Raw genomic sequence first — 24,750 nt, forward strand, 5'->3', positions numbered from 1 at the left:
GCGGGGCCGGCCCGCGGCCCCGGCTGATGCTGCTCGACGGGCACTCGATGGCCTACCGGGCCTTCTACGCCCTGCCCGTGGAGAACTTCAACACGGTCACCGGCCAGCCCACCAACGCGGTCTACGGCTTCGCCTCGATGCTCGCCAACACCGTCCGGGACGAGCAGCCCACCCACCTCGCCGTCGCCTTCGACCTCTCCCGGCAGACCTTCCGCTCCGTCGAGTTCCCCGACTACAAGGCCAACCGGGCCAAGACGCCGGACGAGTTCCGCAGCCAGGTCGGTCTGATCGGCGAACTGCTCGACGCCATGAGCATCCCCCGGATCACCGCCGAGGGCTTCGAGGCCGACGACATCATCGCCACCCTGGCCACCGCCGCCGAGGCGGCCGGCTACGACGTCGACATCGTCACCGGCGACCGCGACTCCCTCCAGCTGGTCACCGACCACGTCACCGTCCTCTACCCGACCAAGGGCGTCTCCGAACTCACCCGCTACACCCCGGAGAAGGTCGCCGAGAAGTACGGCGTCACCCCGCGCCAGTACCCGGACCTCGCGGCCCTGCGCGGAGACCCGTCCGACAACCTGCCCGGCATCCCCGGCGTCGGCGAGAAGACCGCCGCCAAGTGGGTCAACCAGTTCGGCTCCTTCGACGAACTCGTCTCCCGCGCCGACGAGGTGAAGGGCAAGATCGGCGAGAAGCTGCGCGACCACCTCGACTCGGTCAAGCGCAACCGGGTCCTCACCGAGCTCGTCCGGGACGTCGAACTCCCGCTCGGCGTCGGCGACCTGGCCCGCGCACCGTTCGACCGGGACGCCGTCGGCACGCTCATGGAGTCGCTGGAGTTCCGCAACGCCAACTTCCGCGACCGCGTCTACGGCATCGACCCGGCCGCCGGCGGGGAGGAGGCCGCGGCCGAACTCGCCCCCGGCGTCGAGGTCGACGGCGAACTGCTCACCGACCCGGGCACGCTGGTCGCCTGGCTCCGGGAGCACGCCGCCGACACCAAGGCCCCGGTCGCGCTGGCCGCCGTCTACCAGTGGGCGCTCGGCAGCGGCGAGGTCACCGAAGTCGCCCTCGCCGCCGGAGAGTCCGCCGCCTGGTTCGACCCGGCGCAGCTCGCCGAGGAGGACGAGCGGGCCTTCGCCGCCTGGCTCGCCGACCCGGCCGCCCCCAAGGCCCTGCACATCGCCAAGCAGGTCATGCGGGCCTTCGCCGAGCGCGGCTGGACCATCGAGGGCGTCGTCGCCGACACCGCCCTCGCCGCCTACCTGGAGAAGCCCGGCCGCCGGACCTTCACCCTGGAGGTGCTCGCCGAGGAGTACCTGGCCCGCTCGCTCACCCCCGCCCCCGCCACCGAGGACGGCCAACTCGCCTTCGACGCGCCGGAGGAGGCCGGCGACATCGACGCGGAGGCGGCCCGCGCCCAGGCGCTCATGCTCCAGGCCCGCGCCGTCCTCGACCTCGCCGCGCTCTTCGACACCCGCCTGGCCGAGGTCGGCGCCACCGGGCTGCTGCGCGACATGGAGTTGCCCATCGCCGCCCTGCTCGCCCGGATGGAGCGCTACGGCATCGCCGCCGACGGCCCCTGGCTCACCGGCCTGGAGGCGCAGTTCGCGGCCGAGATCCAGCGCGTGGTCGAGGAGGCGCACGCCGCCGCCGGGCGCGAGTTCAACCTCGGCTCGCCCAAGCAGCTGCAGGAGATCCTCTTCGGCGAGCTCGCCCTCCCCAAGACCAAGAAGATCAAGACCGGCTACACCACCGACGCCGACGCGCTCACCTGGCTCGCCACCCAGACCGACAACGAGCTGCCGGTCATCCTGCTGCGCCACCGCGACCAGGCCAAGCTGCGCACCACGGTCGAGGGCCTGCTCAAGACCGTCTCGCCCAAGGGCCGCATCCACACCACCTTCAACCAGATGGTCGCCGCCACCGGCCGGCTCTCCTCGCAGGACCCGAACCTGCAGAACATCCCCGTCCGCACCGAGGAGGGCCGCGCCATCCGCCGCGCCTTCGTGGTCGGCGAGGGTTACGAGGCGCTGCTCACCGCCGACTACTCGCAGATCGAACTGCGCATCATGGCGCACCTGTCCGAGGACGAGGCCCTGATCGAGGCCTTCGCCACCGGCGAGGACCTGCACACCACCGTCGCCTCCCAGGTGTTCGAGGTCCCGGGTGCCGCGGTGGACGCCGAGATGCGCCGCAAGATCAAGGCGATGTCCTACGGCCTCGCCTACGGGCTGTCCGCGTACGGGCTCTCGCAGCAGCTCGGCATCAAGCCCGCCGAGGCCCAGGGTCTGATGGACACCTACTTCGAGCGCTTCGGCGGCGTCCGCGACTACCTGCGCAGGGTCGTCGACGAGGCCCGCGCCACCGGCTACACCGAGACGCTGCTCGGCCGTCGCCGCTACCTGCCGGACCTCAACAGCGACAACCGCCAGCGCCGCGAGATGGCCGAGCGGATGGCCCTCAACGCCCCCATCCAGGGCTCGGCCGCCGACATCGTCAAGATCGCCATGCTGCGGGTGGACGAGGCGCTGCGGGCCGCCGGCCTCACCTCCCGGATGCTGCTCCAGGTGCACGACGAAATCGTGCTGGAGCTGGCCCCGGGCGAGCGCGAGCGGGTCGAGGCGATCGTCCGCGAGCAGATGGCCGGCGCCTACCCGCTGCGCGCCCCGCTGGACGTCTCGGTCGGCGTCGGCGCCAACTGGGAGGCCGCCGCACACTGACGGATCGCCGTCGAACGGGCCCGGACGCGAGAGTGTCCGGGCCCCTTCAACGCGTGCGAGCCGCGCCGTGCATCTCCCCGGCTGCAGGCCCAACGCGCCGATCGGGCTCAAGGGCCGGGTATTCGGATAACCAACCCGGCATCGCGCATGGAAGTTCAGTACGCCGCAAGGCCGGATTCGCAGCCAGCTGCCAAGGCACCTGCCGTGCGATCACGGCAGGTGCCTTGGAATGGTCGAGTTGGGGACTTCCCCGCCTATCGAATGAGGTCGGAGAACTCCTCGAAGCTGATCCGACCGTCGCTGTTCTCGTCGGCGTACTGGATCGTCGCCTTCGCGTTGGCCTCGCTGACCTTGGGGTTCTGCATGAGGTACGTCTTCAGCTCATCGGGGCTGATGTAGCCGTTGTGGTCGGTGTCGATCTCGTCGAACTGCTCGCGGGCGCTGCGCATGCTACTCATCGTCATCCTCTGTTCGTTGGAACTGCCGACGTAAGGCCAGGAATATTCCTCGCCCGCTGAAGAATATGGCAGTCGACCCTGAATTTGCCGAGGACTCCCTCGGGTAAGAATAGGTGGGAAATTAGTTGCATGATTAGGCTCATATGAGAATGCAATCTATGGCTGGAGTCATAGGAAGGTCTCTCCTGCCATCAGGAACCGCGTTGGTTACTGACCCACACTCCTGACCGGCGGCGACAACCAGGAGACGCCCCTGGAAGTCCCGTACCGCCGGGCGACGGGCCCGCGAGCCCCGGCCGACCGGGCACGTGGTGTCAACGTTGCGGGGGTTGCGGCCGAACGAGGACCGGAAGGCGGCGAATCCAGCGGCGGCGTCCGCGAGGGCCCGGCGGCGCGCGAGGCTTGCGGCCGGCCCGGGCGGTGGGTGCTGCCGAGGGCATCGGCGCGCCGGTGGGGCGGCGCGCCGGGAACCCCGCTCCGGGTCAGCCCGCGAGGTGCTCCAGGAGCAGCGGCACGATCCGCTCGGCGTCGGCTTCCGGCAGCCAGTGGGTGGCGCCCTCCAGCGCAACGAACCGGTACGGGGCGCTGACGTGCTTGGCCGTCAGGTCGGCGGCGTCGCGGCCCAGGGCGCGGTCCTCGGTGCCCCAGACGAAGAGCGTGCGGACGGTGATCTCGCCGGCCGGCACCCGGAGTTCCTCGTTGATCGCCCGGTACCAGTTGAGCCCGGCCGTCAGCACACCCGGCTCGGTCAGCCGTCGGACGTTGGACTCGGCCAGGTCCGTCGGCAGCGCGCCCCGGTAGATCGCGCGCAGCCGGGCCGCGTCGTCGGCCAGCATGGCCTGCTCGGCCACGTGCTCCGGCAGGCGGAACTCCCTGATGTACTGGGAGCGTTCGCGCTGGTCGCTGTCGTTGTTCAGGGCCTCGTAGAGCGCCTCGGGGTGCGGGGTGGAGAGCACGGTCAGGCTGCGCAGCCGCTCCGGGTGGGTGGAGGCCAGCGCCCAGGCGACGAGGCCGCCCCAGTCGTGGGCGACCAGGTGGAAGCGCGGCGCGTCCAGGGCGTCGGCGAAACCGAGGGCGTCCGCGACCAGCAGCTCGACGGAGTAGTCCGCGATGTCCGCGGGGCGGGCGTCGGGGGAGTAGCCGCGCTGGTCCACCGCCACCGCGCGGTAACCGGCCGCGGCCAGCGCGGTCAGCTCGGCGCTCCAGCAGTCGGCGAACTCGGGGAACCCGTGCAGCAGCAGGACGAGTTCCCCGTCGGCGGGCCCGGCGGCCAGCCCGTCGAAGGTGTGCCCGCCGACGGTCAGGCGGACGGTGGTGGGCGGGGTTGAGGACATGGTCAGCTCCTGTTGGTAGCACGTCAACAGGGCGATCAGATCACAGGGTTGGTCGGGCGGACGCGGCGGGCGGTGCAGTGGTCGGTGGGCAACGTGCGTGATGAGCACGCGCTGGATCCTGCTGCAGGGGAAGCGGGGGCGAGCGCAGGAAGTCGGCGGGGTCGACTCCTGCGCTCGCGAGTGAGCCGCTCGGGCCGAGGATGTCAGCCCGGAGGCTGGGGAAGAGGGCGCTGGTGGCCGCACTCCAGCTCGGTCCCGTTGCCAACGCCCTGCATATCGCCTGTCCGACGGGTCGCGTCACCGCCCCGCACCGGACAGCACTGTCACCCGAATGGCGTAACGTGACGTGCCACCCACATGGATGAAGATCAAGCTGATTAGTGCCCCAACCGAGGCAATCCGTGAAAGGGGAACTAAATGCGCATTCGACGAATCCTCGCCGCCGTCACCGCCACGGCAGCCTTCGCCGGACTCGGCCTCACAGGAGTCGCCACCGCCGCGACCGCCGCCACCACCGTCACCGCCACTGCACAGGGTGCCCCACACTACGTCACCCCTAATCAGTGCAGGCAGGGCGGCGGAACGCCCGCGATCAACGAGCCGGGCAACCTCTGCAAGGGCGGTACGTACGACGGGCAGCCGGTCGACTAACCCTCCCCCCAAGGCGCTCCGCAGCCACGCGCCGCGGGGCGCTCCCGCGCGAGCAGAGCCGGGAGGGTCGCAGGGACTGTGCCGACCCGTCGGGCACGCTGGGTCCGAGTCGGCCCGGAAGATCGAGGCGTTTGACAGCGAACCCAGTCGTTCAGGCTTCCTTGTCAGTGAACCTGGTCGCTCTTCGGCCCGACGCCTTTGAGCCTGGTCGTAGTTCCGTCCGGGGCGAACGGGTGGTGGAAGGTGAAGGCGTGCGGCGCGGAGGCGTGGTCGTGGAGGTGTTCCAGCCTGGAAACCCCGTCCTGCCAGGTGGGTATCACGCCGTCGGAGACCCACCAGAAGACGTAAAGCGGGTGTCCCGTCCGCTCGAACCAGTCGTAACGCCTGTTCAGCGCCTCACGGTGCAGACCGGTGTAGATGGCGTCGAAGGCGGGGCGCAGGTCGGTCCAGAGTGAGAGGGTCGCGGCCAGGGCGGTGGTTTCCACCGTACGGCCCTTGCCGTACCAGGTCGGTACGGCGAACTCTCCCCATGCACCCCAGTCCAAGTCGAAGTGTGTGCCCCGGTCGCCGTCCGCCGCTTCAGCATGAGCGAGGTATCCGGGGTGCTGGCTGATCATCCGGTAGATGGCCTCGCCGCTGTCGTGGAGTTCGCGCGTGAGAGGTGCGGGATCGGCGAGAGGTGACTTCAGGACGCCGAACGTGTACAGCGCAAGATGGGGCATGCGTCTCTCCCTGGTCGGGGGTGCCTGGTGTGGACCCGGTTCGGTGGCTTACGCATGGGGGCGAGGATTCGTGGGGCGTGACCGACTCGTCCCGTCGCGGGTGGCTCAGCCTGAAGGAACTCCGGTGCGACCGTGGGCGATCGCCGAAGACCAGGCGAAGGTAGCTGCCTCTGCGGCCCGTGTCGAAGTTGTGTTTTCCCTGTCCACGTGGCCTCTTGTGCCGGTCATTGCGGGGGCTGGGGCGGTGACGGGCGGGGCAGGCTGCGGGGTATCCCTCGGTGGGAGGAACCGTTGTCGACGATCCAGAAGACACGTCTGGCGCTCGCGTAAGGCTCCTGGGCCATGAGCTGCGTGACCAGGGCCATGAAGGGCACGACTCCGGTCTTCGGCTCGCAGCGGCCGAAGACCTCCGGGCCTGCGCCGATTTCCAACAGAACTCAGTCTTCCGCGACCGCCGACTCGATCAGGGACAGCGTCTGGTTGTCCGCGTCCACGTGTGCGCGGACGCCGATAGGCAGCGGCAGGTTCGGCGAGGTGTGACCGAAGTCGACCTGTGCGAGGACCGGGATGTAACGCTGCGCCAGGACATCGAGTACCACGTCGCGTAGACCTGCGCGCTCTCCGCCGCCATCGTGGGGCGTGACCTCGGTCGGGATGCCGACCACCATGCCCGCGATCCGGTCCAGCACTCCGGACAGCCGCAAGGTGTGCAGGTCGTTCCAGATCCGCGAGACCGGCCGCTGCACCTCCTCCCAGAACAACACGGCGCCCTCGAACCGTTCGGCGGCCAGCGCGAACGGTGTCGCCTGCAGTAGGACCAGGCGGTTCAGCAAACCGCCGAACAGTGGCCCCTGCGTGCGGCCCGGCCGCCAGGTTTCCCAAGCCCCCATCGCCGGCAGCACGCCCGGCGCCTCGGCCTTGGTGAGCACACGGGTGTAGAGGTCGACGAGCTCGGAGCGACGGGCCTCGTCGCCCAGCGTGTACCAATCGCTGCCGAAACCGTGGGTGGCGATGTCGGCGTGGAAGCCGACGAGGCCGGTCTTGGCGTGCAACGCCATGTGCAGCAGCGAGATGTCGCTGTAACCGAGGATCGGTTTCGGGTCGGCCCGGATCGCGTCCAGATCGATCAAATCGAGATAACCGATGGTTGCCTGTCCACCGGTATGCGCGACGATGGCCCGCACCTCCGGGTCCCGGAGCAAAACATTGAGTTCGTCGGCCTGCTCCGCCGGAGTGCCCGACGCCCACCAGCGATTCTGCGCCGGGTTGACCATCGGGCTGACCCGCACGCGGAAACCCATCCGCTCGAGTATCGCCACACCACGGGCGAGCAGTGGTTCCTCACCCGGCTCAAGCTGGCCCGAGGGCGCGGTAACGACGACGAGGTCGCCGGAACGTAGCGCGCGGGGCCGAAGGATCGCAGGCATGGGGTCTCCTCCTTGTTGATCAATAGTGGCGAGCGACAAGGCCCGTGCCGCCGGTATTCCGCCTCACCGACGTGATCAAGTCAAGCCCCGAAACCCCGGCTGGGCCCACCGACCGCCTCCACGCGGACAACCCAGGAAGGGCGGGGTGCCGATGACGGGTTCGTCGGCACCCCGAGAGCAATCCTCAGTACCTGTGGATCAGCCCCGGAGGGCACGCGGAGGGCGTACCTTCCCGATTGATCCTTTGAAGGTCACCGAGTAGGCCCGCGTTGCAGCGCGGGTTGGGAAGGCACGCCCCGTGCTCACCGTAGTGAATGACGACGCCTCCACGCGAGACGGATCCCTGATCGACGACATTGTCCGCGAGGGCGCCCGGCGCATGCTCGCCGCAGCCCTGGAGGCTGAAGTCGACACCTACATAGCCGAGTTGGCCGACGAACGCGATGCTCGCGGCCGCCGCCTGGTCGTGCGCAACGGTCACCACCAGCCCCGGAAGGTCACCACCTCGGCCGGATCCGTCGAGGTCCGGGCCCCGCGGGTGAACGACAAGCGGGTGGACGAGACGACCGGCGAGCGGCGGCGGTTCTCCTCGGCGATCCTGCCGCCGTGGTGCCGCAAGTCCCCGAAGGTCGCCGAAGTGCTGCCCGCATGTTCGACCGCATCGCCGACCGTCTCTGGAAGCGGCGCGGCACGCAGGTCCTGCAGTTGGAGGCGAACCTCCTCAGGGTCCTGGGCAAGGACACGACGCCGGAGCTTCTCGCCGCGACGTCCCGCAAGGGTGTGCGATCGGCGCTGCGGTACTACAGCGAGGCGTTCCGGATGAACGGGTGGGACCGGAAGCGCATCCTGGACAGTGTCGACATCGCGGACGAAGATCGTGCACGCGTCGCCGAGGTGGTCCACTCAGACCGCGGCGCCGTGCTGGCGCTCGGCCACACCGGCAACTACGACCATGCCGGAGCATGGCTCATCGCTACGCACTCGATCGAGTTCACCACGGTCGCCGAGAACCTCAAGCCCGAGGCGGTCGCTGAACGATTCTGGGACTACCGCCGCAAGCTCGGGATGGAAGTGCTGCCGCACGACGGCGGACCATCGGTCGTCGGGACCCTGGCGCGGCGCCTTCGGGAGGGCCGCACCGTCTGCCTCGTCGCGGATCGCGACCTCGGCGCCTCCGGGATCCCAGTGGACTTCTTCGGCGAAGCCACACGGATCGCCGCCGGACCGGCGGCGCTCGCAGTACAGACCAACTGCGGGCTGTATCCGGTGAACCTCTGGTACTCGGGTCCGGGCCGGATGGGTATCAGAGTCCATCCGGAGATCCCGGTGCCTCCCGAAGGCACTCGGCAGGAGAAAATCGCCCGGATGACTCAAGCGCTCGCAGACGCCTACGCGGAGGGGATCGCCGCCCATCCCGAGGACTGGCACATGTTGCAGAAGTACTTCCTGGCCGACCTGGATCCGGGCAAAACGCCGCCGTCGGCCCCGGCGACCCTCGCCGAGTAGGCCGGATCATAAAGATCGGCGCGGTCTGCCCTACGCCTGGGACATTCCCGGCGGCATCCAGAACCACATCAGAGACCTGGCCGACCACTCCTGGCCTACACGTCGATCCACAGGTATTGACAATTACTCACCCCGAGGACTCCTTCGGCTGTGCCTGTCAGCCCCACTTCGCCACCCCAGACCACTAACGGACTGATGTGGAATCGGGCCCCGATGTCAACCCTCGAAGGATTTCCGAAGCCGACCACTCAGGGGTGGGGTGAGTGGGTGGCTGCTTGGGTGCGGCAGTGGGTGAGGGCGGACTTGATGCGGGGGTCGGGGGAGGGGGCGGTGGCGAGGAGTTCGCCGGCGGTGACGAGGGCGGTCCAGTAGTGGGTGGGGTCGCCGGTGGTGGGGCGGGGTTGGGTGGCGGCGAGGGAGAGGTAGGCGACGGTGAGGTTGCCGGTGGTGAACCAGCGGGCCAGGCCGTGCTGGTGGCCGGCGCGGATGCCGCCGAGGGCGTCGATCGCGGCGAGGAAGAGGTCGACGATGGCGAGGTCGCGGGGGTCGAGCTCCTTGGGGACGTCGAAGACGCCCAGGGCTTCGAGGAGTTCGCCGGTGTCGTGCTCGGTGCCCGGGCGGGGGTTGGCGAGCAGGGCGTCGAAGCAGTCGTTGAGGCGGCGAGTGGCCTCGGTGAGGGGGATGTCGAGCGCGAGGCAGACGGCGCGGGCGGCGGGGAGGGGCTTGCGGGAGCGGCGGGCGAGGAAGGCGTAGACCTCGGCGGGGGTGTGGCCGCGGTCGAGGGCGTGGCGGGCGAGGGTGGGGAGGGGAGGCAGCATCGGGGTGCGCTTTCAGGCGGCGAGGAGGGCGGGGGACGGGGCGATGAGGGCCCAGACGAACTTGCCGATGCCGCCGGCTCGCGGGCAGCAACCCCAGCGCTCGGCCAGCTCGTTGACGAGGAACAGGCCACGGCCGTGTTCGTCGGTGGGGGAGGTGCGGCGGAGTGACGGGCGCCCGCCCCCTGCGTCGTGGACTTCGAGGCGCAGCCGGTCGTTGACGAGCGCGAAGCGGATCTCGATGAGGCGGTCGACGGGGGCGTCGGAGTGCTGGACGGCGTTCGCGAAGAGTTCGCCGAGGATGAGCTCGGCGATGTCGGAGTAGCGGTCGCCGGTGGGGAGGGCGGAGAGGTACGCGCGGAGCAAGTGCCGCGCGAGGGGGGTGGATTCGGTCCGCGAGTCGAGGCACGCGGCGAACGTGCGGGGGCGGCGGGTTGTGAGCATGGCGGAGTACCTCAGGGGGCGGATGAGGGAGCACGAGGGTAGTGCGCAATCACGCTATGCATGCAAATGATTGCGTTCTGGTGTCAATCATCGAGGCTCCAGAGGTACGGTGATGGCCGAAATCAGGTGCCGGGGGCACGTGGTGTGTGAGGGGGTCGGCTGTGGCACATCGGCGGTTCAAGCGGGAGTTGACGGCCAGTTCGGCGGAGCTGTTCGGCGAGGAGCTGCGGTTCTACCGTGAGCTGGCCAGCTACACCCAGGAGGAGCTGGGCAAGCTTCTGCACTGCAGCCGGACGAACGTCACCCGGTACGAGACCGGTCAGCGTCGCATGCCGCCGGAACTGGTGGAGAAAGCCGATGAACTGCTCAACACGGGCGGTGCGCTGAAGCGACTCTGGGGGAGGGTGGACTGGAACGCCGGGATTGAACACCCGGACTGGTTTCAGACCCATGCGGACACGGAGGCCGAGGCAGTTGGGCTTCAGGTGTTCCAGGCCAACTACATGCATGGGCTATTGCAATGCAGGGACTACGCAAGAGCGATGTTCGAGGCGGGCGGGACTGATGAACGCCCTGAAGTGACCGAGGAGCGGGTCGCGGCGAGGCTTGCGAGGCAGAGGCGGTTCCTTGCTGAGGGTGGGCCGCAGTTGGTTGTTCTCCTGGATGAAAGCGCCATCCGATCGGTGGTTGGCGGGCCGAGAGTGATGGTGCGGCAGATGCAGCACCTGCTGCGCGTTGCTCAGCGCGGGAACATCGTCATTCAGGTGGTGCCGTTCACGGCTCGGGCGACGATTATCAACACCTCAATGGTCCTTCTGGAGATGCCGGATGGGCAGCACTTGGTGTACTCGGAGAGCCTTGACAGAGGTAGTCCCAGCGACGGTCCGACCATCGTTACCGGGCATCGGCGGCGCTATGATCGGCTGCGTGGCGATGCGCTCACAGCGGGCGAATCGCTCGCGCTGATCGCCGAGGCGCTGGAAGGGTTCAAAGATGATGCGGAACGAGCTCGACGCGGCCAGCTGGCGCAAGAGCAGCTACAGCGGCACGAACGGCGGCGACTGCATCGAGGTGGCCCCCGGATTCCCCGGCCTCGTCCCCGTGCGTGACTCCAAGGACCCGCACGGACCGGTGCTCGTCTTCCCGGCCTCTGCCTGGGTGTCCTTCCTCTCCGGCATCCAGGTTGGTGACTTCCCGGAGCGGTAGCAGTTAGACCGGCGCCAGAGACTCTGTCACTTCCGTGGGTGGAGATCGCCCGCTACCTCACCGGCCAGCTGGCTCAGGTCCCCGGCCTGGAGGTCACCACCATGCCCGACGGGATGATCCCGTCCTGGTACGGGTTGACGGCCACCTACAGGCCCGGCGAGCTGGGCGGACTGCCGATCGAGCGGTTCCACCAGGCCCTGATCGCCGAGGGCGCCACCGAGTTCGACCGGCCCGGCTCCACCTGCCCCATGAACCAGCTCCCGCTGTACCAGCACCCAGCCTCGCTCTTCCCGGGCCACCCGCACTCCCACCGCCGGTACCAGGCTGGGGACTTCCCCGTCGCCGAGCACGTCCACGCCCACACGACCAAGCTCTCGGTCTGGCATCGTGAGCAGGATCTCGAACTGGCCGAGCAGTACGTCCGCGCGGCCATCAAGATCAGCGACCACCACAAGGAGCTGCAGTGACTGTCACTTCCCCCGAGTTCGTGGCCGGCCTGGCGGCCGACGCCCAAGCCGCTGGCATCACCGGCTTGGTCGCCGCCGCCGTGATCAACCACGACGGCCGCGTCCTGCTCGTCCGGCGGAATCCCGACGACTACATGGGCGGCCTGTGGGAGATCCCCTCCGGCACCGTGGAGAACGGCGAGACCATCCTGGACGCCCTGTACCGCGAGACGACCGAGGAGACCGGCCTCATCATCGACCAGGTCACCGGATTCGTCGGGCACTTCGACTATCAGAACAGTCGCGGCGGCACCACCAGGCAGTTCAACTTCTCCGTCACGGTGGAGAAGACCGAGCCGGTCGTCCTGACCGAGCACGACGCACACCAGTGGGCCCTCCCCAGTGCGCTGCCCGATGTGAGCAACGCGGTGCGGGAACTCATCGCCCGGTGAAGGCGAGCCGCTCAAGCATGCTGCGGCAGGTCTGCCAGCGGCTCCTCGGCCAGGAGGTCACCGGTTGGTGACCGCGCCACGTGTGGCGGTCTGGGAGGAGGGCCGGGTGAGTCGGCCCTCCTCCCGGGTTCACTTCCTGGCGTTGGTGCGGCGGGTGGGCTCTGCCGTGGTCGGGTCCTCGGGCCAGGGGTGGCGGGGGTAGCGGCCCCTGAGATCGGCGCGGACGGCGCGGTAGCCGTCGCGCCAGAAGGACGCCAGGTCGCCGGTGACGGCGGCGGGGCGGCCGGCGGGGGAGAGCAGGTGGACGGTCAGCGGGACGCGGCCGCCGGCCAGGGTGGGGGCCGCCGTCCAGCCGAAGAGTTCTTGCAACTTGACGGCCAGGAACGGGCGTTCGGTGCTGTAGTCGACTCGTATCTTCGAGCCGCTGGGGACGGTGATGCGCTCGGGGGCGAGTTCGTCCAGCCGCCCGGCCTCGCCGCTCGCCCAGGGGAGGAGGCGTTGGAGGGCGGCGGTGGTGTCGATCCGGGCGAGGTCGGCGCGGCGGCGGGCGCGGGAGAGCTCGGGCTCCAGCCATTCGTCGGCGCGGTCCAGCAGGGCGGCGTCGGAGACGTCCGGCCACGGGTCGCCGATGGCGGTGTGGAGGAAGGCGAGGCGTTCGCGCAGGCCAGGGGCGGGCCAGGTGAGCAGGGTGCTCACGCCTTCGCGGGCGAGGCCTTCGAGGAGGGCGGCGCGGACGAGGGCCGGGTCGGGGCGGCTGAGTGGCTTCTCGGCGAGTTCGACTGCGCCCAGGGATTCGACGCGGCGGGAGACGACTTCACCTCGCCGGGTGTCCCAGTGGACTTCGGCGCGGTTGGTGAGCAGCGGCGAGCCGGCGAGCCGGGCGGTGTCCTCGTCCAGCGCGGCGGCGTGCAGGATGCGGGCGGAGTGCGAGCCGGCCGGGCGGTCGGCGACCGCGACGGCGAGCCAGGGCAGGGCGCCCAGCGCGGTGCCGGGGGCGAGTTCGGCGGCCGTCCCGGAGGCCATCAGGTAGGGGCTGCGCTCGCCGGGGGCGGGCCGCTCGACCCGGGCGCGGGCGATCCGCTCGGGAAACGCGAGGGCGACGACGAGTCCGACGGCGGTGGCGTCGGGCAGGGCGGTGGCGGGTTCGTCGGAGGTGGCGCGTAGGAGGCGGCGGACCTCTTCGCGCCAGCGTCCGGCGTACGGGTCCCGGGAGTTCTTCACCGTGCGCCAGACCGCGCCGAGGTCGTCGCCCAGGGCGCGCGGCGGTTCCTCGGAGAGCAGCGCGACCACCTCGGCGGCCCGCCGCGCGCCAACCGCCGCCGCGCCGTCGACGAGGGCGCGACCCAGCCGGGGATGCAGCCCGGTGCGGGCGAGGCGCACGCCGCGCGGAGTCGCCCGGCCGGCCGCGTCCACCGCGCCGAGGGCCTGGAGGGTCTGCCGGGCGGCGGCCATCGCCCCCGAAGGCGGAGCGTCGGGCAGGGCGAGGCCGGTGGCGTCCGGGTCGCCCCAGCAGGCGGCCTGGAGTGCAAACGTGGTGAGGTCGGCGAGGGCGATCTCGGGGGTGGGGAAGCGGGCGGCGAGGGCGTCCTCGGCCTCGTGCCAGCAGCGGTAGACGGTGCCGGGGGCTTCGCGCCCCGCCCGTCCGGCGCGCTGGCGGGCGGCGGCGAGGGAGGCGCGGACGGTGACCAGCCCGGCCAGGCCGCGGGCGTGGTCGGTGCGCGGTTCGCGGGCGAGCCCGGCGTCGACGACGATCCGCACGCCGGGCACGGTGAGCGAGGACTCGGCGACGGCGGTGGCGAGGACGACCCGGCGCTGCGCGGAGGGAGTGAGGGCGGCGTCCTGGACGGCCTGCGGGGCGCGGCCGTGCAGTTGCAGCACGTCGGCGGGCACACCCTGGAGCTGCCCTGCGACCCGGGCGATCTCGCCGACGCCGGGCAGGAAGCAGAGCACGTCCCCGGCCTGCTCGGCGAGCGCCCGCCGGACGGTCGCCGCGACGTGGTCGAGCAGCGCCGGGTCGACCCGCGTCCCGTGCGCGGGCCGGACGGCGCGCGGCGGCGGCGCCCACACCACGTCGACCGGGTGGGACACCCCGTGCGCCTCCACCACCGGGGCGCCGCCGAGGAGTTCGGCCCAGGCCTCGGTGTCGGAGGTGGCGGAGGCGCAGACCAGCCGCAGTTCGGGCCGCAGGGCGGCGCGGACGTCGAGCAGGAAGGCGAGCGCGGTGTCGGCGTCCAGGTGCCGTTCGTGGCACTCGTCCAGGACGACGACGTCCACGCCGGGCAGCTCCTGGTCCCGCTGCAGCCGTTGCAGCACCACCCCGGTGGTGACCACCTCGACCACCGTCTCCGGCCCGACACGACGCTCGCCGCGCACGGTGTAGCCGACCCGGCCGCCGACGGCCTCGCCGAGCAGCCAGGCCATCCGCCGGGCAGCGGCCCGGACGGCGAGCCGGCGGGGTTCGGCGACCAGCACCCGCCGCACGGGTCGGCCGTCGGAGAGCAGCCCGGCCAGGGCGAGCGGCACCAGGGTCGTCTTGCCGGTGCCGGGCGGGGCGGCGAGGACGGCGGTGCCGGGCCCGTCCAGCGCGTCGTGCAGGGCGGGCAGGGCGGTGCGGACGGGCAGCTCGCGCCACGCGGGGTTCAAGCGGCTCAGCCCCGCTCGGCGACGAAGATCGCGGTGCCGGGGATCAGCCGCCCGCGCAGCGGGGACCAGCCGCCCCATTCCTGTTCCAGGCCGGCCGGCCACTCGGGTTCGACCAGGTCGATCAACCGGAAGCCGGCGCCGACGAGTTCGCGGACCCGGTCGCCGAGGGTGCGGTGGTGTTCGACGTAGGTGGCGTGGCCCTGCTCGTCCTGTTCGACGTAGGGGGTGCGGTCGAAGTAGGAGGAGGCGGCGGTGAGGCCCTCGACGCCCGGCTCGTCGGGGAAGGCCCAGCGGATCGGGTGGGTCACCGAGAACACCCAGCGGCCGCCGGGGCGCAGCACGCGGTGGACCTCGCGCATCAGGGCGGCGGTGTCGGCGCTGAACGGGACGGCGCCGTAGGCGGAGCAGGCGAGGTCGAAGGAGGCGTCGGTGAAGGGCAGGACGGCGGCGTCGGCCTGGACGACGGCGACGGGGGTGGTGCCGCGGCCGAGGTCGATCCGACGGGAGTGCTGGAGCTGGCGGTGGGAGATGTCCAGGGCGACCGGGCGGGCGCCGCGGGCGGCCAGCCAGCGCGAGCACTGGGCGGCGCCGGCGCCGATCTCCAGCACGTCCCGGCCGGCCACGTCGCCGAGCAGGTGGGCGTCGGCCTCGTCGAGGCCTTCGGGGCACCAGGTGAAGCGGTCGTCGCCGAGGAACTCCCCGTGCTCGTCCTGGTACTCGTCGGCGTTGCGGTCCCACCAGTGCCGGCTGGCCCGGCTGCTCTCCCCGGTGCCGGCCTCGCGCCGTACCGCGTCGTCGCCGTCGCCGTCAAGATCATGCAGGTCGGACTGGGGGGTGGTGGCCACGGTGATAATGCCCATCGCGTAGGGTGTGGACTGCGGAAGCGCCGCTGCCGCGACCGGGCCCGAAAGGATCCGGATCCTGGCGGTGGCATCCGGGGAAGGGTCCCTTCGGGCGCCACCGTGAGGTGCGCAATCGGAGGATATGGCCTGATCCGTACCGGGCTCCACCGTCTTGCCGCTCTTGGCGTTGACCGTGCCTGGCCGTCCCCGTATGCTACAAGTTGCGCTGCGGGCCTGCGCGCCTCGGACGGAGCAGGTCGCGCTCGCATCTGTCGAAGACCCCACGGTCGCAAGACGGACGCCGGATTTCTCGCTGTGCGGGAAGTCCCGGTGCGCCGTGTTCTTGGCTGTCCGGCTTTCGGTGGGAGCGATACGGGCCCTCCGCGTGGCATTACCTACGACTTCATGTCCGTACCGGAGCCCTTTTCCTAATGACGAGCCCCACCGACTCCTCCCTCAGCACCACCCCGCAGGTCGCGGTCAACGACATCGGCGACGCGGAGGCCTTCCTCGCCGCCATCGACGAGACCATCAAGTACTTCAACGATGGCGACATCGTCGAGGGCGTCATCGTGAAGGTCGACCGTGACGAGGTCCTCCTCGACATCGGTTACAAGACCGAGGGCGTCATCCCGTCCCGCGAGCTCTCGATCAAGCACGACGTTGACCCGCACGAGGTCGTCGCCGTCGGTGACAACATCGAGGCCCTGGTTCTCCAGAAGGAGGACAAGGAGGGTCGTCTCATCCTGTCCAAGAAGCGCGCTCAGTACGAGCGTGCCTGGGGCACGATCGAGAAGATCAAGGAAGAGGACGGCATCGTCACCGGTACCGTCATCGAGGTCGTCAAGGGTGGTCTCATCCTCGACATCGGCCTCCGTGGCTTCCTGCCGGCCTCGCTGGTCGAGATGCGCCGCGTCCGCGACCTCCAGCCCTACGTGGGCAAGGAGCTCGAGGCCAAGATCATCGAGCTGGACAAGAACCGCAACAACGTGGTCCTGTCCCGCCGTGCCTGGCTGGAGCAGACCCAGAGCGAGGTCCGCCAGACCTTCCTCACCACCCTGCAGAAGGGCCAGGTGCGCTCCGGCGTCGTCTCCTCGATCGTCAACTTCGGTGCCTTCGTGGACCTGGGTGGCGTCGACGGCCTGGTGCACGTCTCCGAGCTGTCCTGGAAGCACATCGACCACCCGTCCGAGGTTGTCGAGGTCGGCCAGGAGGTCACCGTCGAGGTTCTCGACGTTGACATGGACCGCGAGCGCGTCTCCCTGTCGCTGAAGGCGACCCAGGAGGACCCGTGGCAGCAGTTCGCCCGTACCCACCAGATCGGCCAGGTCGTTCCGGGTAAGGTCACCAAGCTGGTTCCGTTCGGTGCGTTCGTCCGCGTGGACGAGGGCATCGAGGGTCTGGTCCACATCTCCGAGCTGGCCGAGCGCCACGTCGAGATCCCGGAGCAGGTCGTCCAGGTCGGCGACGAGATCTTCGTCAAGGTCATCGACATCGACCTCGAGCGTCGTCGCATCAGCCTCTCGCTGAAGCAGGCCAACGAGGCCCTGGGTGCCAACCCGGCCGAGGTCGAGTTCGACCCGACCCTGTACGGCATGGCCGCCTCCTACGACGACCAGGGCAACTACATCTACCCGGAGGGCTTCGACCCCGAGGCGAACGACTGGCTGCCCGGCTTCGAGAAGCAGCGTGAGGAGTGGGAGCGCCAGTACGCCGAGGCGCAGGCCCGCTTCGAGCAGCACCAGGCCCAGGTCATCAAGAGCCGTGAGGCCGACGCCGAGGCCGCTGCCGAGGGTGGCGACGCCGTCGCCGCCGCTGCCGGTGGCTCCTACTCGTCCAGCAGCGACGAGGGCTCCGGCGCTCTCGCCTCGGACGAGGCCCTGGCGGCCCTGCGCGAGAAGCTGGCCGGCGGCCAGAGCTGAGGCTCTGACCCGCTGCCAGTACCTGGCGCATAGCTGAACGGTGGGCCCCATCCGGAGAAATCCGGGTGGGGCCCATTTCGTATTTCGCCTTCACTTATTTGTCGTTTATGTGAAGGAAATTTGTGAGATGAGGCTCATTGCCCGTCTATAGGTCGAAGACCTGGTTCCACCTACATTGAGGGGAGCTGCCCGAAAGGCCTCCTTCATGCGCAATGCCTCCACCGCTGCCGCCGACCCCGTGGTCCGCGGGCGGCTCGCCGCCCTCGGCCGGTTCTGTTTCCGCCACCGCCGTTGGGTGCTCGGTTTCTGGGCCGTCGTCCTGGTCGTCGGCGTGCTGATCGGCGGCCGGGTCTTCGAGGGATCGGTGGCCGGAGCCTCCTCCGCCACCGCCGAGGCCGACCGGGGCAGCGCGGTGGTCGCCGCGGCCGACCCGGCCAGGGGCACCGTCACCGCCGTCGTGGACGGCAGACCGGCCGACGACCCGGCCGTGCGGGCCGCCGTCACCAAGGCCACCGCCGAGATCGCCGCCCTCCCCGGCGTCTCCTCCGCGCTCGACGCGTACGGCAGTGGCCCGGCGCCCGCCGCACTGCGCTCCGCCGACGGCACCGCGAGCCTGGTCACCGTACGGATGGCCGACACCAGCACCCCCGTCCAGGCCGACGCGGTCACCCACCGGCTCACGGCCCTGAACGGCGAGGGCGGTGCCCACGTCACCGTCGGCGGGGACCTGGTGCTCCAGCAGGAGGTCAAGAAACAGACCGAACAGGACACCCGCTTCGGCGAGATGGTGACCCTGCCGCTCACCCTGGTCGTCATGGTGCTGGTCTTCGGCGGCCTCGCCGCGGCCAGCCTGCCGGTGATCGGCGCGGTCGCCTCGGTGGGCGGCGCCCTGCTGGCGATGTTCGGCTTCAGCCGCATCATGGACATCGACACCAGCGTGCTGCCGATCGCCACCGTGCTGGGGCTCGGGCTGTCGATCGACTACGCGCTGCTCATGGTGAATCGTTTCCGCGAGGAACGCGGGCACGGCGCGGGCATCGCCGCCGCCGTCGAACGCACCGCCGCGACCGCCGGGCGCACCGTCGCCTTCTCCGGCCTCACCGTCGCCGTCGCGCTCTCCGGCCTGTTCGTCTTCACCAGCCCGGTGCTCGGCGCGGTCGCCGCCGCCGGGGTGAGCGTGGTGGTGATCGCGGTCGCCGCCGCGCTGACCCTGATCCCCGCGCTGCTCGGCTTCGCCGGCTCCCGGATCAAGGCGCCCGCCGCGCCCGTCCCCGACGAGGGCTTCTTCAGCCGGACCGTCCGCCGGGTCCGCAAGCGGGCGGTGCCGGTCGCGCTCGCCTGCGTCGCCCTGCTGATGGCCGCCGGCGCGCCCTTCCTGCACGCCGACATGCGCAACTCCGGCGCCGCCGTCCTGCCGACCACCTCGGCCGGGCGGCAGGTCGCCGACACCATCGACCAGCGCTTCCCGCAGGCCGCGGCCGCGCCGATCACCGTCGTCGTCGAGGGCGGCGCGCGGGTCGCCCAGGCGTACGCGGACGACGTCGTCGCCAAGCTGCCCGGGGTGAGCGGGGTGCGGGCGGTGACCCCGGTGGGCGACTCGCTGTCCACCGTCGACGTGCTCGTGCACGGCGACCCGCAGGGCGGACAGGCCAAGCAGGTCGTCCAGGAACTGCGGGCCGACCGCGGCGGGCTGAAGACCTACGTCACCGGCGGCGCGGCCTCGGTGGTCGACTTCAAGGACGAGCTGATGTCGCGCGGCCCCTGGGCGCTCGGCCTGGTCGCGGTGGGGACGCTGGTGCTGCTGTTCCTGATGACCGGCTCGGTGGTCATGCCGGTCAAGGCGCTGCTGATGAACCTGCTGTCGCTGGGCGCCTCGCTGGGCGCGCTCACCCTGGTCTTCCAGGACGGGTACTTCAGCGGGCTGCTCGGCTTCAGCCCCACCGGCGGGCTGGAGACCTTCATCCCGGTGCTGGTCTTCGCGTTCGCGTTCGGGCTGTCCATGGACTACGAGGTGTTCCTGCTCGCCCGGATCAAGGAACTGCGGGACAAGGGCCACAGCTGCACCCGGGCGGTGGAGCTGGGCGTCCAGCGCAGCGGCCGGATCATCACCTCGGCGGCGCTGCTGATGGTGATCGTGTTCGCCGGGTTCGCCCTCGGGGACATGCTCATGGTCAAGCAGATGGGCATCGCGCTGGCCGTCGCCGTCGCGGTGGACGCGACCCTGGTGCGCTGCCTGCTGGTGCCCGCCGCGATGAGCCTGTTCGGCGAGTTCAACTGGTGGGCGCCCGCCCCGCTGCGGCGCCTGCACCGGCGTTTCGGGCTGAGCGAGCACGTCGAACTGCCGGCCATCGAGCCGACGGAGATCCCGGCCACGCGGCCGGGGGCGGGCGAGCCGAAGGATCTGGTGGGGACGGCGGTCTAGGGGCGGGCGGGCCTTGGGGCGGGTGGGCCTTGGGGCGGTCGTGCCGCCTGGGTTGCTTGGGACGTCTGGGTTGCCTGGGTTGTCCGGGCCGCTTGGGCCGCAGGTCAGTGCAGGCGGTGCAGGAGTTCGACGGCGGCGCGCAGCCGCTCCTGCTCCTCGGGGGTGAGGCGGGCCTCGATGGCGGTGGCGATCCGGGCCTCGCGGCGGGCGCGCTGTTCCAGTAGGGCGGCGCGGCCGGCTCCGGTGGCGGTGACCAGCAGTTTTCGACCGTCGGTGGGGTGCGGCTGCTGCGTGACCAGGCCGGCCTCGGTGAGCAGGGCGACCGTGCGGGCCATCGACTGGTGCCGGACGCGTTGCCGGGTGGCCAGTTCGGCGACGGTGTAGGAGTGCTCGTCGCGGACCAGCAGGCCGAGGACCCCGGCCTGGTTCTGTGGCAGGGCGTCGTCCGGGCGCAGCGAGCGGACCAGTTCGCCGACGGCGGCGCGCAGGTCGGCGGCGAGTTCCAGGGTGTCCGGGTGGGGGCTGCTCATGGGACAAGCCTACCGGAATGTGTACAGCGAAACTGTGCAGCTCTGCTGTGCAGTTTTGCTGTACGGTTTGCGGCATGCGAATCACCAAGTTCGGACACGCCTGCGTACGCCTGGAGCACGACGGGACGACCGTCGTCGTCGACCCCGGGATGTTCACCGACCCCGCCGCGCTGGCCGGGGCCGACGCCGTCCTCATCACCCACGAGCACATGGACCACTTCGAGGAGTCCCGGCTGCGCGCCGCCCTGGAGGCCGACCCGGCGCTGCGGGTGTGGACCAACAGCGTGGTGGCCTCCCGACTCGACGGCGTGGCGCGGCGCGTCAGCGTGGTCGGCGAGGGCGACGCCTTCGAGGTCGGCGGGATCGGCGTCTCGGTGCACGGCGAGTGGCACGCGGTGATCCACCCGGACATTCCACTGGTGCACAACATCGGCTTCCTCTTCGACGGCCGGCTCTTCCACCCCGGCGACGCGTTCACCGTGCCGCCGCACGCCGTGGACACCCTGCTGCTGCCGCTCGCCGCGCCGTGGAGCAAGGCGTCCGAGGTGATCGACTACGTCCGGGAGGCACGCCCGCGCCAGGCCGTGCCGGTGCACGACGCGGTGCTCAGCCCGGCCGGGTTCGCCGTGCACACCCGGCTGGTCGGCCCGGACGGGCCGGGCACGGGCGCGGAGCTGCGGGTCCTGGGCGAGGGGGAGAGCCTGGAGCTGGGCTGACGGCACCGCCCGGGCGGCCGGCGGCCGGCCGCCGGGGAGCCGGCCGCTGGTCCCGGCCGTCCGGGCGCCGGTAGCCTGACGCCATGCTGAAGATCGGACTGACGGGTGGTATCGGCGCGGGCAAGAGCGAGGTGTCCCGGCTCTTCGCCGCCCACGGCGCGGTGATCGTGGATTCCGACGTGATCGCCCGCGAGGTGGTCGCGCCCGGGACGGACGGTCTGGCGGCCGTGGTCGCCGAGTTCGGAGCGCAGGTGCTGCGGGAGGACGGCGCGCTGGACCGCCCGGCTCTCGGCGCGATCGTGTTCGCCGACCAGGCCCGGCTCCAGGCGCTGAACGCGATCGTCCATCCGCTGGTGCGCGCCCGCTCCGCCGAACTGGAGGCCGCGGCCGCGCCGGACGCGGTGGTGGTGCACGACGTGCCGCTGCTCGTGGAGAACGGGCTCGCGCCGCTGTTCGACCTGGTCGTGGTGGTCGACGCGGCGGACGAGGTGCGGGTGGACCGGCTGGTGCGGCTGCGCGGGATGGCCGAGGAGGAGGCCCGGGCCCGGATGGCCGCACAGGCGAGCCGCGCGGACCGGCTGGCCGCCGCGGACCTCGTGATCGACAACGGCGGGCCGTTGGAGGCGTTGGCGACCCGGATCGACGAGGTGTGGGCGGAGCTGACCGCGCGCGCGGTGTCCTGAGTGGTTCAGCGTCTTGAGCGGTTCAGTGTTCTGAGTGGTGCGGCGTCCTGAGTGGTTCAGGCGGTGGTCAGCGGCAGGCGGGCCCGGACGGCGAAGCCGCCGTCGGGGGTGGGGCCGGCGTCCAGCGTGCCGCCGAGGTCGTCGGCGCGGGTGCGCATGCCGTCCAGGCCGTGGCCGCCGGAGGGCAGTTCGGGGTTGGAGCGCAGTTCGTCGGGATCGGTGGGCAGCTGGGGGTTCTCTCCGGTGTCGCCCGGGGAGTTGACGACGGCGACGCGCAGCCCGTCCGGCTGGACCTCGACGGTGACGGCCACCTCGGCGGCCGGGGCGTGTTTGTGGGCGTTGGTCAGTGCCTCCTGGACGATCCGGTAGGTCGCGTACTGGACGGCGGGCTCGGGTGCGGGTCCGCCGTCGGCCGGGCCGGTGAGGGTGAGGCCGACGGCGAGCCCGGCCTGTCGGGACTCCTCGACCAGCGCGGGCAGGCCGCGCAGTTCGGTGAGGGCCTGCAGGCCGAGGGCGCGGATCAGGGTGAGGGTCTCCCGGACGGTGGCCGGGTCGTCGGCTGCCGCGACCTGTAAGGCCCCCGCGTGCAGGGTGATCAGCGAGACCCGGTTGGACACCACGTCGTGCATCTCCCGGGCGAGCCGGGCGCGTTCGGCGGCGGCGGCGCGTTCCTCGGCGTGCCGCCGGGCCACCTCCAGCAGCCGGTTGCGCTCGGCGAGCACGGCGACGGCGCGGGCGCGCTGGTGGGCGGTGAGGCCGAGGGCGAGCGGGACGGCGCCGAGGACCAGTGGGTCCTCGGCCAGATTGGCGAGGGCGGAGAGGCTGCTGAGGTCCCCGAGATCCATGGGGACGAGCAGGCGCACCTCGGCCAGGACCGCGAGCGCGGCAAGCGTCCGGGTCGCGCCGCGTCGGGCAGCCAGCCCGTAGAGGGCGACGGTGAGCGGGAGTTGGCCGCCGAGCAGGGTGACGGCGGCGACCGCCGCCGGGTGGCGCCGTCGGACGGCGAGGGCGAGCGCGCCGGCGGCCATCAGGGCCGTGTTGAGCGGCGCCGAGGTGGTCGGCCCGACATCGGGGTCGTTCGCGGAGAGCGGGACGAGCACCAGCAGTATCAGGACCGTCGGCCCCAGGGCGACGACCGGGCGGGGCAGGCGCAGCGGCGGGCCCGGCAGCGGCATCGCGGCGAGGGCCGAGTCCCACTGGTCGGGGGTGTCCGGCAGGCCGGCGGGACTCGGTGGGTCGCCGACGGGGTGCGACGGGTGGCCGGCGGGATCCGACGGGCCGTTGGAGCCCAACTGGCGTTCGGGACGCCGGAGTCGGGGCCGCTGGCGGGTGGACTGGCGCATGGGGGCATGCTCGCACACCCTGTCCGGCCCGTGGTGGCCAGTGGGTCGCAGTGGCCGGGAACAGCCTGGAAATCACCTTCCGGGGAAGAGATCATGGTCGGATGGCTGATCGTTTCTCTCCCGAGCCGCCGCCCGTCGTCCGGCTGCCGCAGTACACCCGCACCGACCAGGACGAGATCCTCGGCCCCGGTGACGACCCGTACGGTGTCGCCTACACCGGACTGACCTGGCTGCCCAAGGACATCCACTTCGGCATCCGGGCCGCCGACGGCCGGCTCGTCGCCCACACCGGCCTGCTGCCGCTCCCGCTCACCGTCGGCGGCACCGATCTGACGGCGATCGGCGTCGGCGGCGTCGCCGTCGCCCCCGACCGGCGCGGCGCCGGCCTGGCGCAGGCCGTCGTCGGGGCCGCCCTCGACCACGCCCGCACGCTCGGCCACCGCTACGCGCTGCTGTTCTGCCGCCCGCCGTTGGCCGCGTTCTACCGGGGGCTCGGATTCCGCGAGGTGGCGGAGGAGGTGACGGTGGAGCAGCCCGAGGGGCGGTTGGCGGTGATGCCGCTGCGCACCATGTGGGCGCCGCTGGCGGAGGGCGCCGGGTGGCCGGAGGGGCCGGTGCGGTTGCGCTCGCTGCCGATGTGACCTGCCCAGGGCGGGCCTGGGAGTCAGGCCGTGGCGCCCGGGGACGCGGTGGCCGGGGTGGCTGCGTACGCGACGGCGGCGGCGGCCAGTGCGCGGATCATCGCGTGCGCCCGGGTGCCGTCGCCGGACAGCTCCGGCTGGAACAGCGAGGCGAGGAAGAACGGGTGGTCCGGCAGCTCCAGGACGCGCACCTCGCCCGTCCCGTCCACGCCGCTGAACCGCAGCCCGTGCGCGCGCAGCCGGTCCAGGTAGTCGGCGTTCAGGCCGTACGCGCAGTGGTAGCGCTCCAGGGTGCGGGTGGTGCCGAGGACGCGTTCGGCGAGCGTGTCCGGGGTGATCTCCACCGCCCCCTCGTGGCCGACCAGGGAGCAGGCCAGCGGGACGATCACCTGCTCGTCCCGCTCCGGGTGTTCCTCGCCGTGGACGGCCCCGTCGAGGCCGCAGACGTTCCGGGCGTACTCCAGCACCGCGTGCTGGAAGCCGGCACAGGTGCCGAGGAAGGGGATGCCGCGCTCGCGGGCGGTCCGGACGGCGGCCAGCGCGCCCGCCTCGCTGCGGTAGGGGCTGCCGGGGAGCAGCCAGATCGCGTCGAAGCCGTCCAGGGTGCCGGGTGCCCAGGCGTCCTCGGTGGGGATCCAGTAGGCGTCCAGGACGAGCTGGTCGCGCTCGGCGAGGGCGTCGAGCAGGCCGGGGATGCGGGCGTGCGAGCGGACGGCGGGGGAGCGGTCGCCGACCAGGGCGACCCGCGGGGTCAGGTAGGTCATGGGGCTATCCTGGCCCCGCACCCGAGATCAGCGCCAACGATGATTACTTACCTC

At 71.4% G+C, this 24,750-nt stretch carries 23 protein-coding genes and 1 pseudogene; 13 read left to right on the forward strand and 11 right to left on the reverse strand.

The features are described 5' to 3' along the window. Positions 1-26 precede the first annotated feature (26 nt). Positions 27-2,729, forward strand: a complete 2,703-nt coding sequence (polA, locus tag ACIO5E_RS02740) for a DNA polymerase I (RefSeq protein WP_400663437.1) — start codon at positions 27-29, stop codon at positions 2,727-2,729. A gap of 254 nt (positions 2,730-2,983) precedes the next feature. Here polA and ACIO5E_RS02745 read toward each other — a convergent pair whose 3' ends face one another. Then, the gene (locus ACIO5E_RS02745; protein ID WP_348534055.1) at positions 2,984-3,187 is read right to left on the reverse strand and encodes an EF-hand domain-containing protein; all 204 of its coding nucleotides are present in this window, start codon (positions 3,185-3,187) and stop codon (positions 2,984-2,986) included. Positions 3,188-3,669: 482 nt separating this feature from the next. Then, positions 3,670-4,521 carry an alpha/beta fold hydrolase gene (locus ACIO5E_RS02750; RefSeq protein ID WP_400662769.1) on the reverse strand — a complete coding sequence of 284 codons (852 nt, stop codon included), beginning with the start codon at positions 4,519-4,521 and terminating at the stop codon, positions 3,670-3,672. Between the two features lie 417 nt (positions 4,522-4,938). Between ACIO5E_RS02750 and ACIO5E_RS02755 the strand changes: the two genes are divergently transcribed. Further along, positions 4,939-5,172, forward strand: a complete 234-nt coding sequence (locus tag ACIO5E_RS02755) for a hypothetical protein (protein WP_400662772.1) — start codon at positions 4,939-4,941, stop codon at positions 5,170-5,172. A gap of 164 nt (positions 5,173-5,336) precedes the next feature. On the opposite strand, the gene ACIO5E_RS02760 is transcribed toward ACIO5E_RS02755, so the two are convergent. Together ACIO5E_RS02760 and ACIO5E_RS02765 are read right to left on the reverse strand one after the other, a co-directional pair. Next, positions 5,337-5,894 (reverse strand): DUF3291 domain-containing protein, encoded by a 558-nt coding sequence (locus tag ACIO5E_RS02760; protein WP_400662775.1) that lies wholly within the window; start codon positions 5,892-5,894, stop codon positions 5,337-5,339. Positions 5,895-6,331: 437 nt separating this feature from the next. Further along, the gene (locus ACIO5E_RS02765; RefSeq protein ID WP_400662778.1) at positions 6,332-7,321 is read right to left on the reverse strand and encodes an LD-carboxypeptidase; all 990 of its coding nucleotides are present in this window, start codon (positions 7,319-7,321) and stop codon (positions 6,332-6,334) included. A gap of 298 nt (positions 7,322-7,619) precedes the next feature. On the opposite strand from ACIO5E_RS02765, the pseudogene ACIO5E_RS02770 reads away from it, so the two are divergent. Both ACIO5E_RS02770 and ACIO5E_RS02775 read left to right on the forward strand, forming a co-directional pair. Then, a pseudogene (locus ACIO5E_RS02770) lies at positions 7,620-7,967 on the forward strand (transposase); the annotation flags it as partial. Positions 7,968-7,969: 2 nt separating this feature from the next. Beyond that, positions 7,970-8,827: a phosphatidylinositol mannoside acyltransferase gene (locus ACIO5E_RS02775; RefSeq protein ID WP_400662781.1), complete on the forward strand. Its 858-nt coding sequence runs from the start codon at positions 7,970-7,972 to the stop codon at positions 8,825-8,827. A 248-nt stretch (positions 8,828-9,075) separates the two neighbouring features. Here ACIO5E_RS02775 and ACIO5E_RS02780 read toward each other — a convergent pair whose 3' ends face one another. Continuing rightward, positions 9,076-9,645, reverse strand: coding sequence for a hypothetical protein (locus ACIO5E_RS02780; protein WP_400662784.1), 570 nt, complete (start codon positions 9,643-9,645; stop codon positions 9,076-9,078). Between the two features lie 12 nt (positions 9,646-9,657). Beyond that, positions 9,658-10,086: an ATP-binding protein gene (locus ACIO5E_RS02785; protein ID WP_400662787.1), complete on the reverse strand. Its 429-nt coding sequence runs from the start codon at positions 10,084-10,086 to the stop codon at positions 9,658-9,660. A gap of 161 nt (positions 10,087-10,247) precedes the next feature. Between ACIO5E_RS02785 and ACIO5E_RS02790 the strand changes: the two genes are divergently transcribed. Genes ACIO5E_RS02790 through ACIO5E_RS02805 form a run of 4 tightly spaced genes read left to right on the forward strand, consistent with a single transcriptional unit; the run spans position 10,248 to position 12,190 of the window. Next, positions 10,248-11,195: a helix-turn-helix domain-containing protein gene (locus ACIO5E_RS02790; RefSeq protein WP_400662790.1), complete on the forward strand. Its 948-nt coding sequence runs from the start codon at positions 10,248-10,250 to the stop codon at positions 11,193-11,195. Continuing rightward, entirely contained in the window at positions 11,158-11,292 is a 135-nt protein-coding gene (locus tag ACIO5E_RS02795) for a DUF397 domain-containing protein (RefSeq protein WP_348534052.1), read from the forward strand. The genes ACIO5E_RS02790 and ACIO5E_RS02795 overlap by 38 nt, the downstream gene beginning before the upstream one ends. Before the next feature lie 38 nt (positions 11,293-11,330). Next, positions 11,331-11,759, forward strand: a complete 429-nt coding sequence (locus ACIO5E_RS02800) for a hypothetical protein (RefSeq protein WP_400662794.1) — start codon at positions 11,331-11,333, stop codon at positions 11,757-11,759. Beyond that, entirely contained in the window at positions 11,756-12,190 is a 435-nt protein-coding gene (locus ACIO5E_RS02805) for an NUDIX hydrolase (protein ID WP_400662797.1), read from the forward strand. The genes ACIO5E_RS02800 and ACIO5E_RS02805 overlap by 4 nt, the downstream gene beginning before the upstream one ends. 129 nt (positions 12,191-12,319) lie before the next feature. On the opposite strand, the gene hrpB is transcribed toward ACIO5E_RS02805, so the two are convergent. Continuing rightward, positions 12,320-14,911, reverse strand: coding sequence for an ATP-dependent helicase HrpB (gene hrpB, locus ACIO5E_RS02810; protein WP_400662800.1), 2,592 nt, complete (start codon positions 14,909-14,911; stop codon positions 12,320-12,322). Then, complete coding sequence (locus ACIO5E_RS02815; protein WP_400662803.1) at positions 14,839-15,693, reverse strand: class I SAM-dependent methyltransferase; 855 nt, start codon at positions 15,691-15,693, stop codon at positions 14,839-14,841. The genes hrpB and ACIO5E_RS02815 overlap by 73 nt, the downstream gene beginning before the upstream one ends. Positions 15,694-16,106: 413 nt before the next feature. Between ACIO5E_RS02815 and rpsA the strand changes: the two genes are divergently transcribed. Together rpsA and ACIO5E_RS02825 are read left to right on the forward strand one after the other, a co-directional pair. Further along, positions 16,107-17,597: a 30S ribosomal protein S1 gene (gene rpsA / locus ACIO5E_RS02820; protein WP_218202410.1), complete on the forward strand. Its 1,491-nt coding sequence runs from the start codon at positions 16,107-16,109 to the stop codon at positions 17,595-17,597. A gap of 205 nt (positions 17,598-17,802) precedes the next feature. Further along, complete coding sequence (locus tag ACIO5E_RS02825) at positions 17,803-20,019, forward strand: MMPL family transporter (RefSeq protein WP_400662806.1); 2,217 nt, start codon at positions 17,803-17,805, stop codon at positions 20,017-20,019. 104 nt (positions 20,020-20,123) lie between these two features. On the opposite strand, the gene ACIO5E_RS02830 is transcribed toward ACIO5E_RS02825, so the two are convergent. Then, positions 20,124-20,549, reverse strand: coding sequence for a MarR family winged helix-turn-helix transcriptional regulator (locus ACIO5E_RS02830; RefSeq protein WP_400662809.1), 426 nt, complete (start codon positions 20,547-20,549; stop codon positions 20,124-20,126). A 74-nt stretch (positions 20,550-20,623) separates the two neighbouring features. On the opposite strand from ACIO5E_RS02830, the gene ACIO5E_RS02835 reads away from it, so the two are divergent. Together ACIO5E_RS02835 and coaE are read left to right on the forward strand one after the other, a co-directional pair. After that, the gene (locus ACIO5E_RS02835; RefSeq protein WP_400662812.1) at positions 20,624-21,265 is read left to right on the forward strand and encodes an MBL fold metallo-hydrolase; all 642 of its coding nucleotides are present in this window, start codon (positions 20,624-20,626) and stop codon (positions 21,263-21,265) included. An 83-nt stretch (positions 21,266-21,348) separates the two neighbouring features. Beyond that, entirely contained in the window at positions 21,349-21,948 is a 600-nt protein-coding gene (coaE, locus tag ACIO5E_RS02840; protein WP_400662815.1) for a dephospho-CoA kinase, read from the forward strand. A gap of 56 nt (positions 21,949-22,004) precedes the next feature. Here the strand turns inward: coaE and ACIO5E_RS02845 are convergent, their stop codons facing one another. After that, positions 22,005-23,291, reverse strand: a complete 1,287-nt coding sequence (locus tag ACIO5E_RS02845; RefSeq protein ID WP_400662818.1) for a sensor histidine kinase — start codon at positions 23,289-23,291, stop codon at positions 22,005-22,007. A gap of 101 nt (positions 23,292-23,392) precedes the next feature. Here ACIO5E_RS02845 and ACIO5E_RS02850 point away from each other — a divergent pair, with 101 nt between their 5' ends. After that, a complete protein-coding gene (locus ACIO5E_RS02850) occupies positions 23,393-23,932 on the forward strand; it encodes a GNAT family N-acetyltransferase (RefSeq protein WP_400662821.1) in 540 nt (179 codons plus the stop codon). 23 nt (positions 23,933-23,955) lie between these two features. Here the strand turns inward: ACIO5E_RS02850 and ACIO5E_RS02855 are convergent, their stop codons facing one another. Then, complete coding sequence (locus tag ACIO5E_RS02855) at positions 23,956-24,696, reverse strand: hypothetical protein (protein WP_400662824.1); 741 nt, start codon at positions 24,694-24,696, stop codon at positions 23,956-23,958. Between the last annotated feature and the right edge of the window lie 54 nt (positions 24,697-24,750).

The organism is Kitasatospora sp. NPDC087314 (assembly GCF_044744365.1).
In the GTDB taxonomy this organism is placed as follows: domain Bacteria; phylum Actinomycetota; class Actinomycetes; order Streptomycetales; family Streptomycetaceae; genus Kitasatospora.

What these genes read in the sequence shown, in the direction of transcription:
- ACIO5E_RS02850 (WP_400662821.1), top strand. Translation starts at nt 23,393, where the DNA reads ATGGCTGATCGTTTCTCTCCCGAGCCGCCGCCCGTCGTCCGGCTGCCG.
- ACIO5E_RS02830 (WP_400662809.1), bottom strand. Translation starts at nt 20,549, where the DNA reads ATGAGCAGCCCCCACCCGGACACCCTGGAACTCGCCGCCGACCTGCGC.
- ACIO5E_RS02775 (WP_400662781.1), top strand. Translation starts at nt 7,970, where the DNA reads ATGTTCGACCGCATCGCCGACCGTCTCTGGAAGCGGCGCGGCACGCAG.
- ACIO5E_RS02755 (WP_400662772.1), top strand. Translation starts at nt 4,939, where the DNA reads ATGCGCATTCGACGAATCCTCGCCGCCGTCACCGCCACGGCAGCCTTC.
- ACIO5E_RS02780 (WP_400662784.1), bottom strand. Translation starts at nt 9,645, where the DNA reads ATGCTGCCTCCCCTCCCCACCCTCGCCCGCCACGCCCTCGACCGCGGC.
- ACIO5E_RS02765 (WP_400662778.1), bottom strand. Translation starts at nt 7,321, where the DNA reads ATGCCTGCGATCCTTCGGCCCCGCGCGCTACGTTCCGGCGACCTCGTC.
- ACIO5E_RS02845 (WP_400662818.1), bottom strand. Translation starts at nt 23,291, where the DNA reads ATGCGCCAGTCCACCCGCCAGCGGCCCCGACTCCGGCGTCCCGAACGC.
- coaE (WP_400662815.1), top strand. Translation starts at nt 21,349, where the DNA reads ATGCTGAAGATCGGACTGACGGGTGGTATCGGCGCGGGCAAGAGCGAG.
- rpsA (WP_218202410.1), top strand. Translation starts at nt 16,107, where the DNA reads ATGACGAGCCCCACCGACTCCTCCCTCAGCACCACCCCGCAGGTCGCG.
- ACIO5E_RS02750 (WP_400662769.1), bottom strand. Translation starts at nt 4,521, where the DNA reads ATGTCCTCAACCCCGCCCACCACCGTCCGCCTGACCGTCGGCGGGCAC.
- ACIO5E_RS02745 (WP_348534055.1), bottom strand. Translation starts at nt 3,187, where the DNA reads ATGAGTAGCATGCGCAGCGCCCGCGAGCAGTTCGACGAGATCGACACC.
- ACIO5E_RS02815 (WP_400662803.1), bottom strand. Translation starts at nt 15,693, where the DNA reads ATGGGCATTATCACCGTGGCCACCACCCCCCAGTCCGACCTGCATGAT.
- ACIO5E_RS02760 (WP_400662775.1), bottom strand. Translation starts at nt 5,894, where the DNA reads ATGCCCCATCTTGCGCTGTACACGTTCGGCGTCCTGAAGTCACCTCTC.
- hrpB (WP_400662800.1), bottom strand. Translation starts at nt 14,911, where the DNA reads ATGGGGCGGCTGGTCCCCGCTGCGCGGGCGGCTGATCCCCGGCACCGC.
- polA (WP_400663437.1), top strand. Translation starts at nt 27, where the DNA reads ATGCTGCTCGACGGGCACTCGATGGCCTACCGGGCCTTCTACGCCCTG.
- ACIO5E_RS02825 (WP_400662806.1), top strand. Translation starts at nt 17,803, where the DNA reads ATGCGCAATGCCTCCACCGCTGCCGCCGACCCCGTGGTCCGCGGGCGG.
- ACIO5E_RS02785 (WP_400662787.1), bottom strand. Translation starts at nt 10,086, where the DNA reads ATGCTCACAACCCGCCGCCCCCGCACGTTCGCCGCGTGCCTCGACTCG.
- ACIO5E_RS02835 (WP_400662812.1), top strand. Translation starts at nt 20,624, where the DNA reads ATGCGAATCACCAAGTTCGGACACGCCTGCGTACGCCTGGAGCACGAC.
- ACIO5E_RS02855 (WP_400662824.1), bottom strand. Translation starts at nt 24,696, where the DNA reads ATGACCTACCTGACCCCGCGGGTCGCCCTGGTCGGCGACCGCTCCCCC.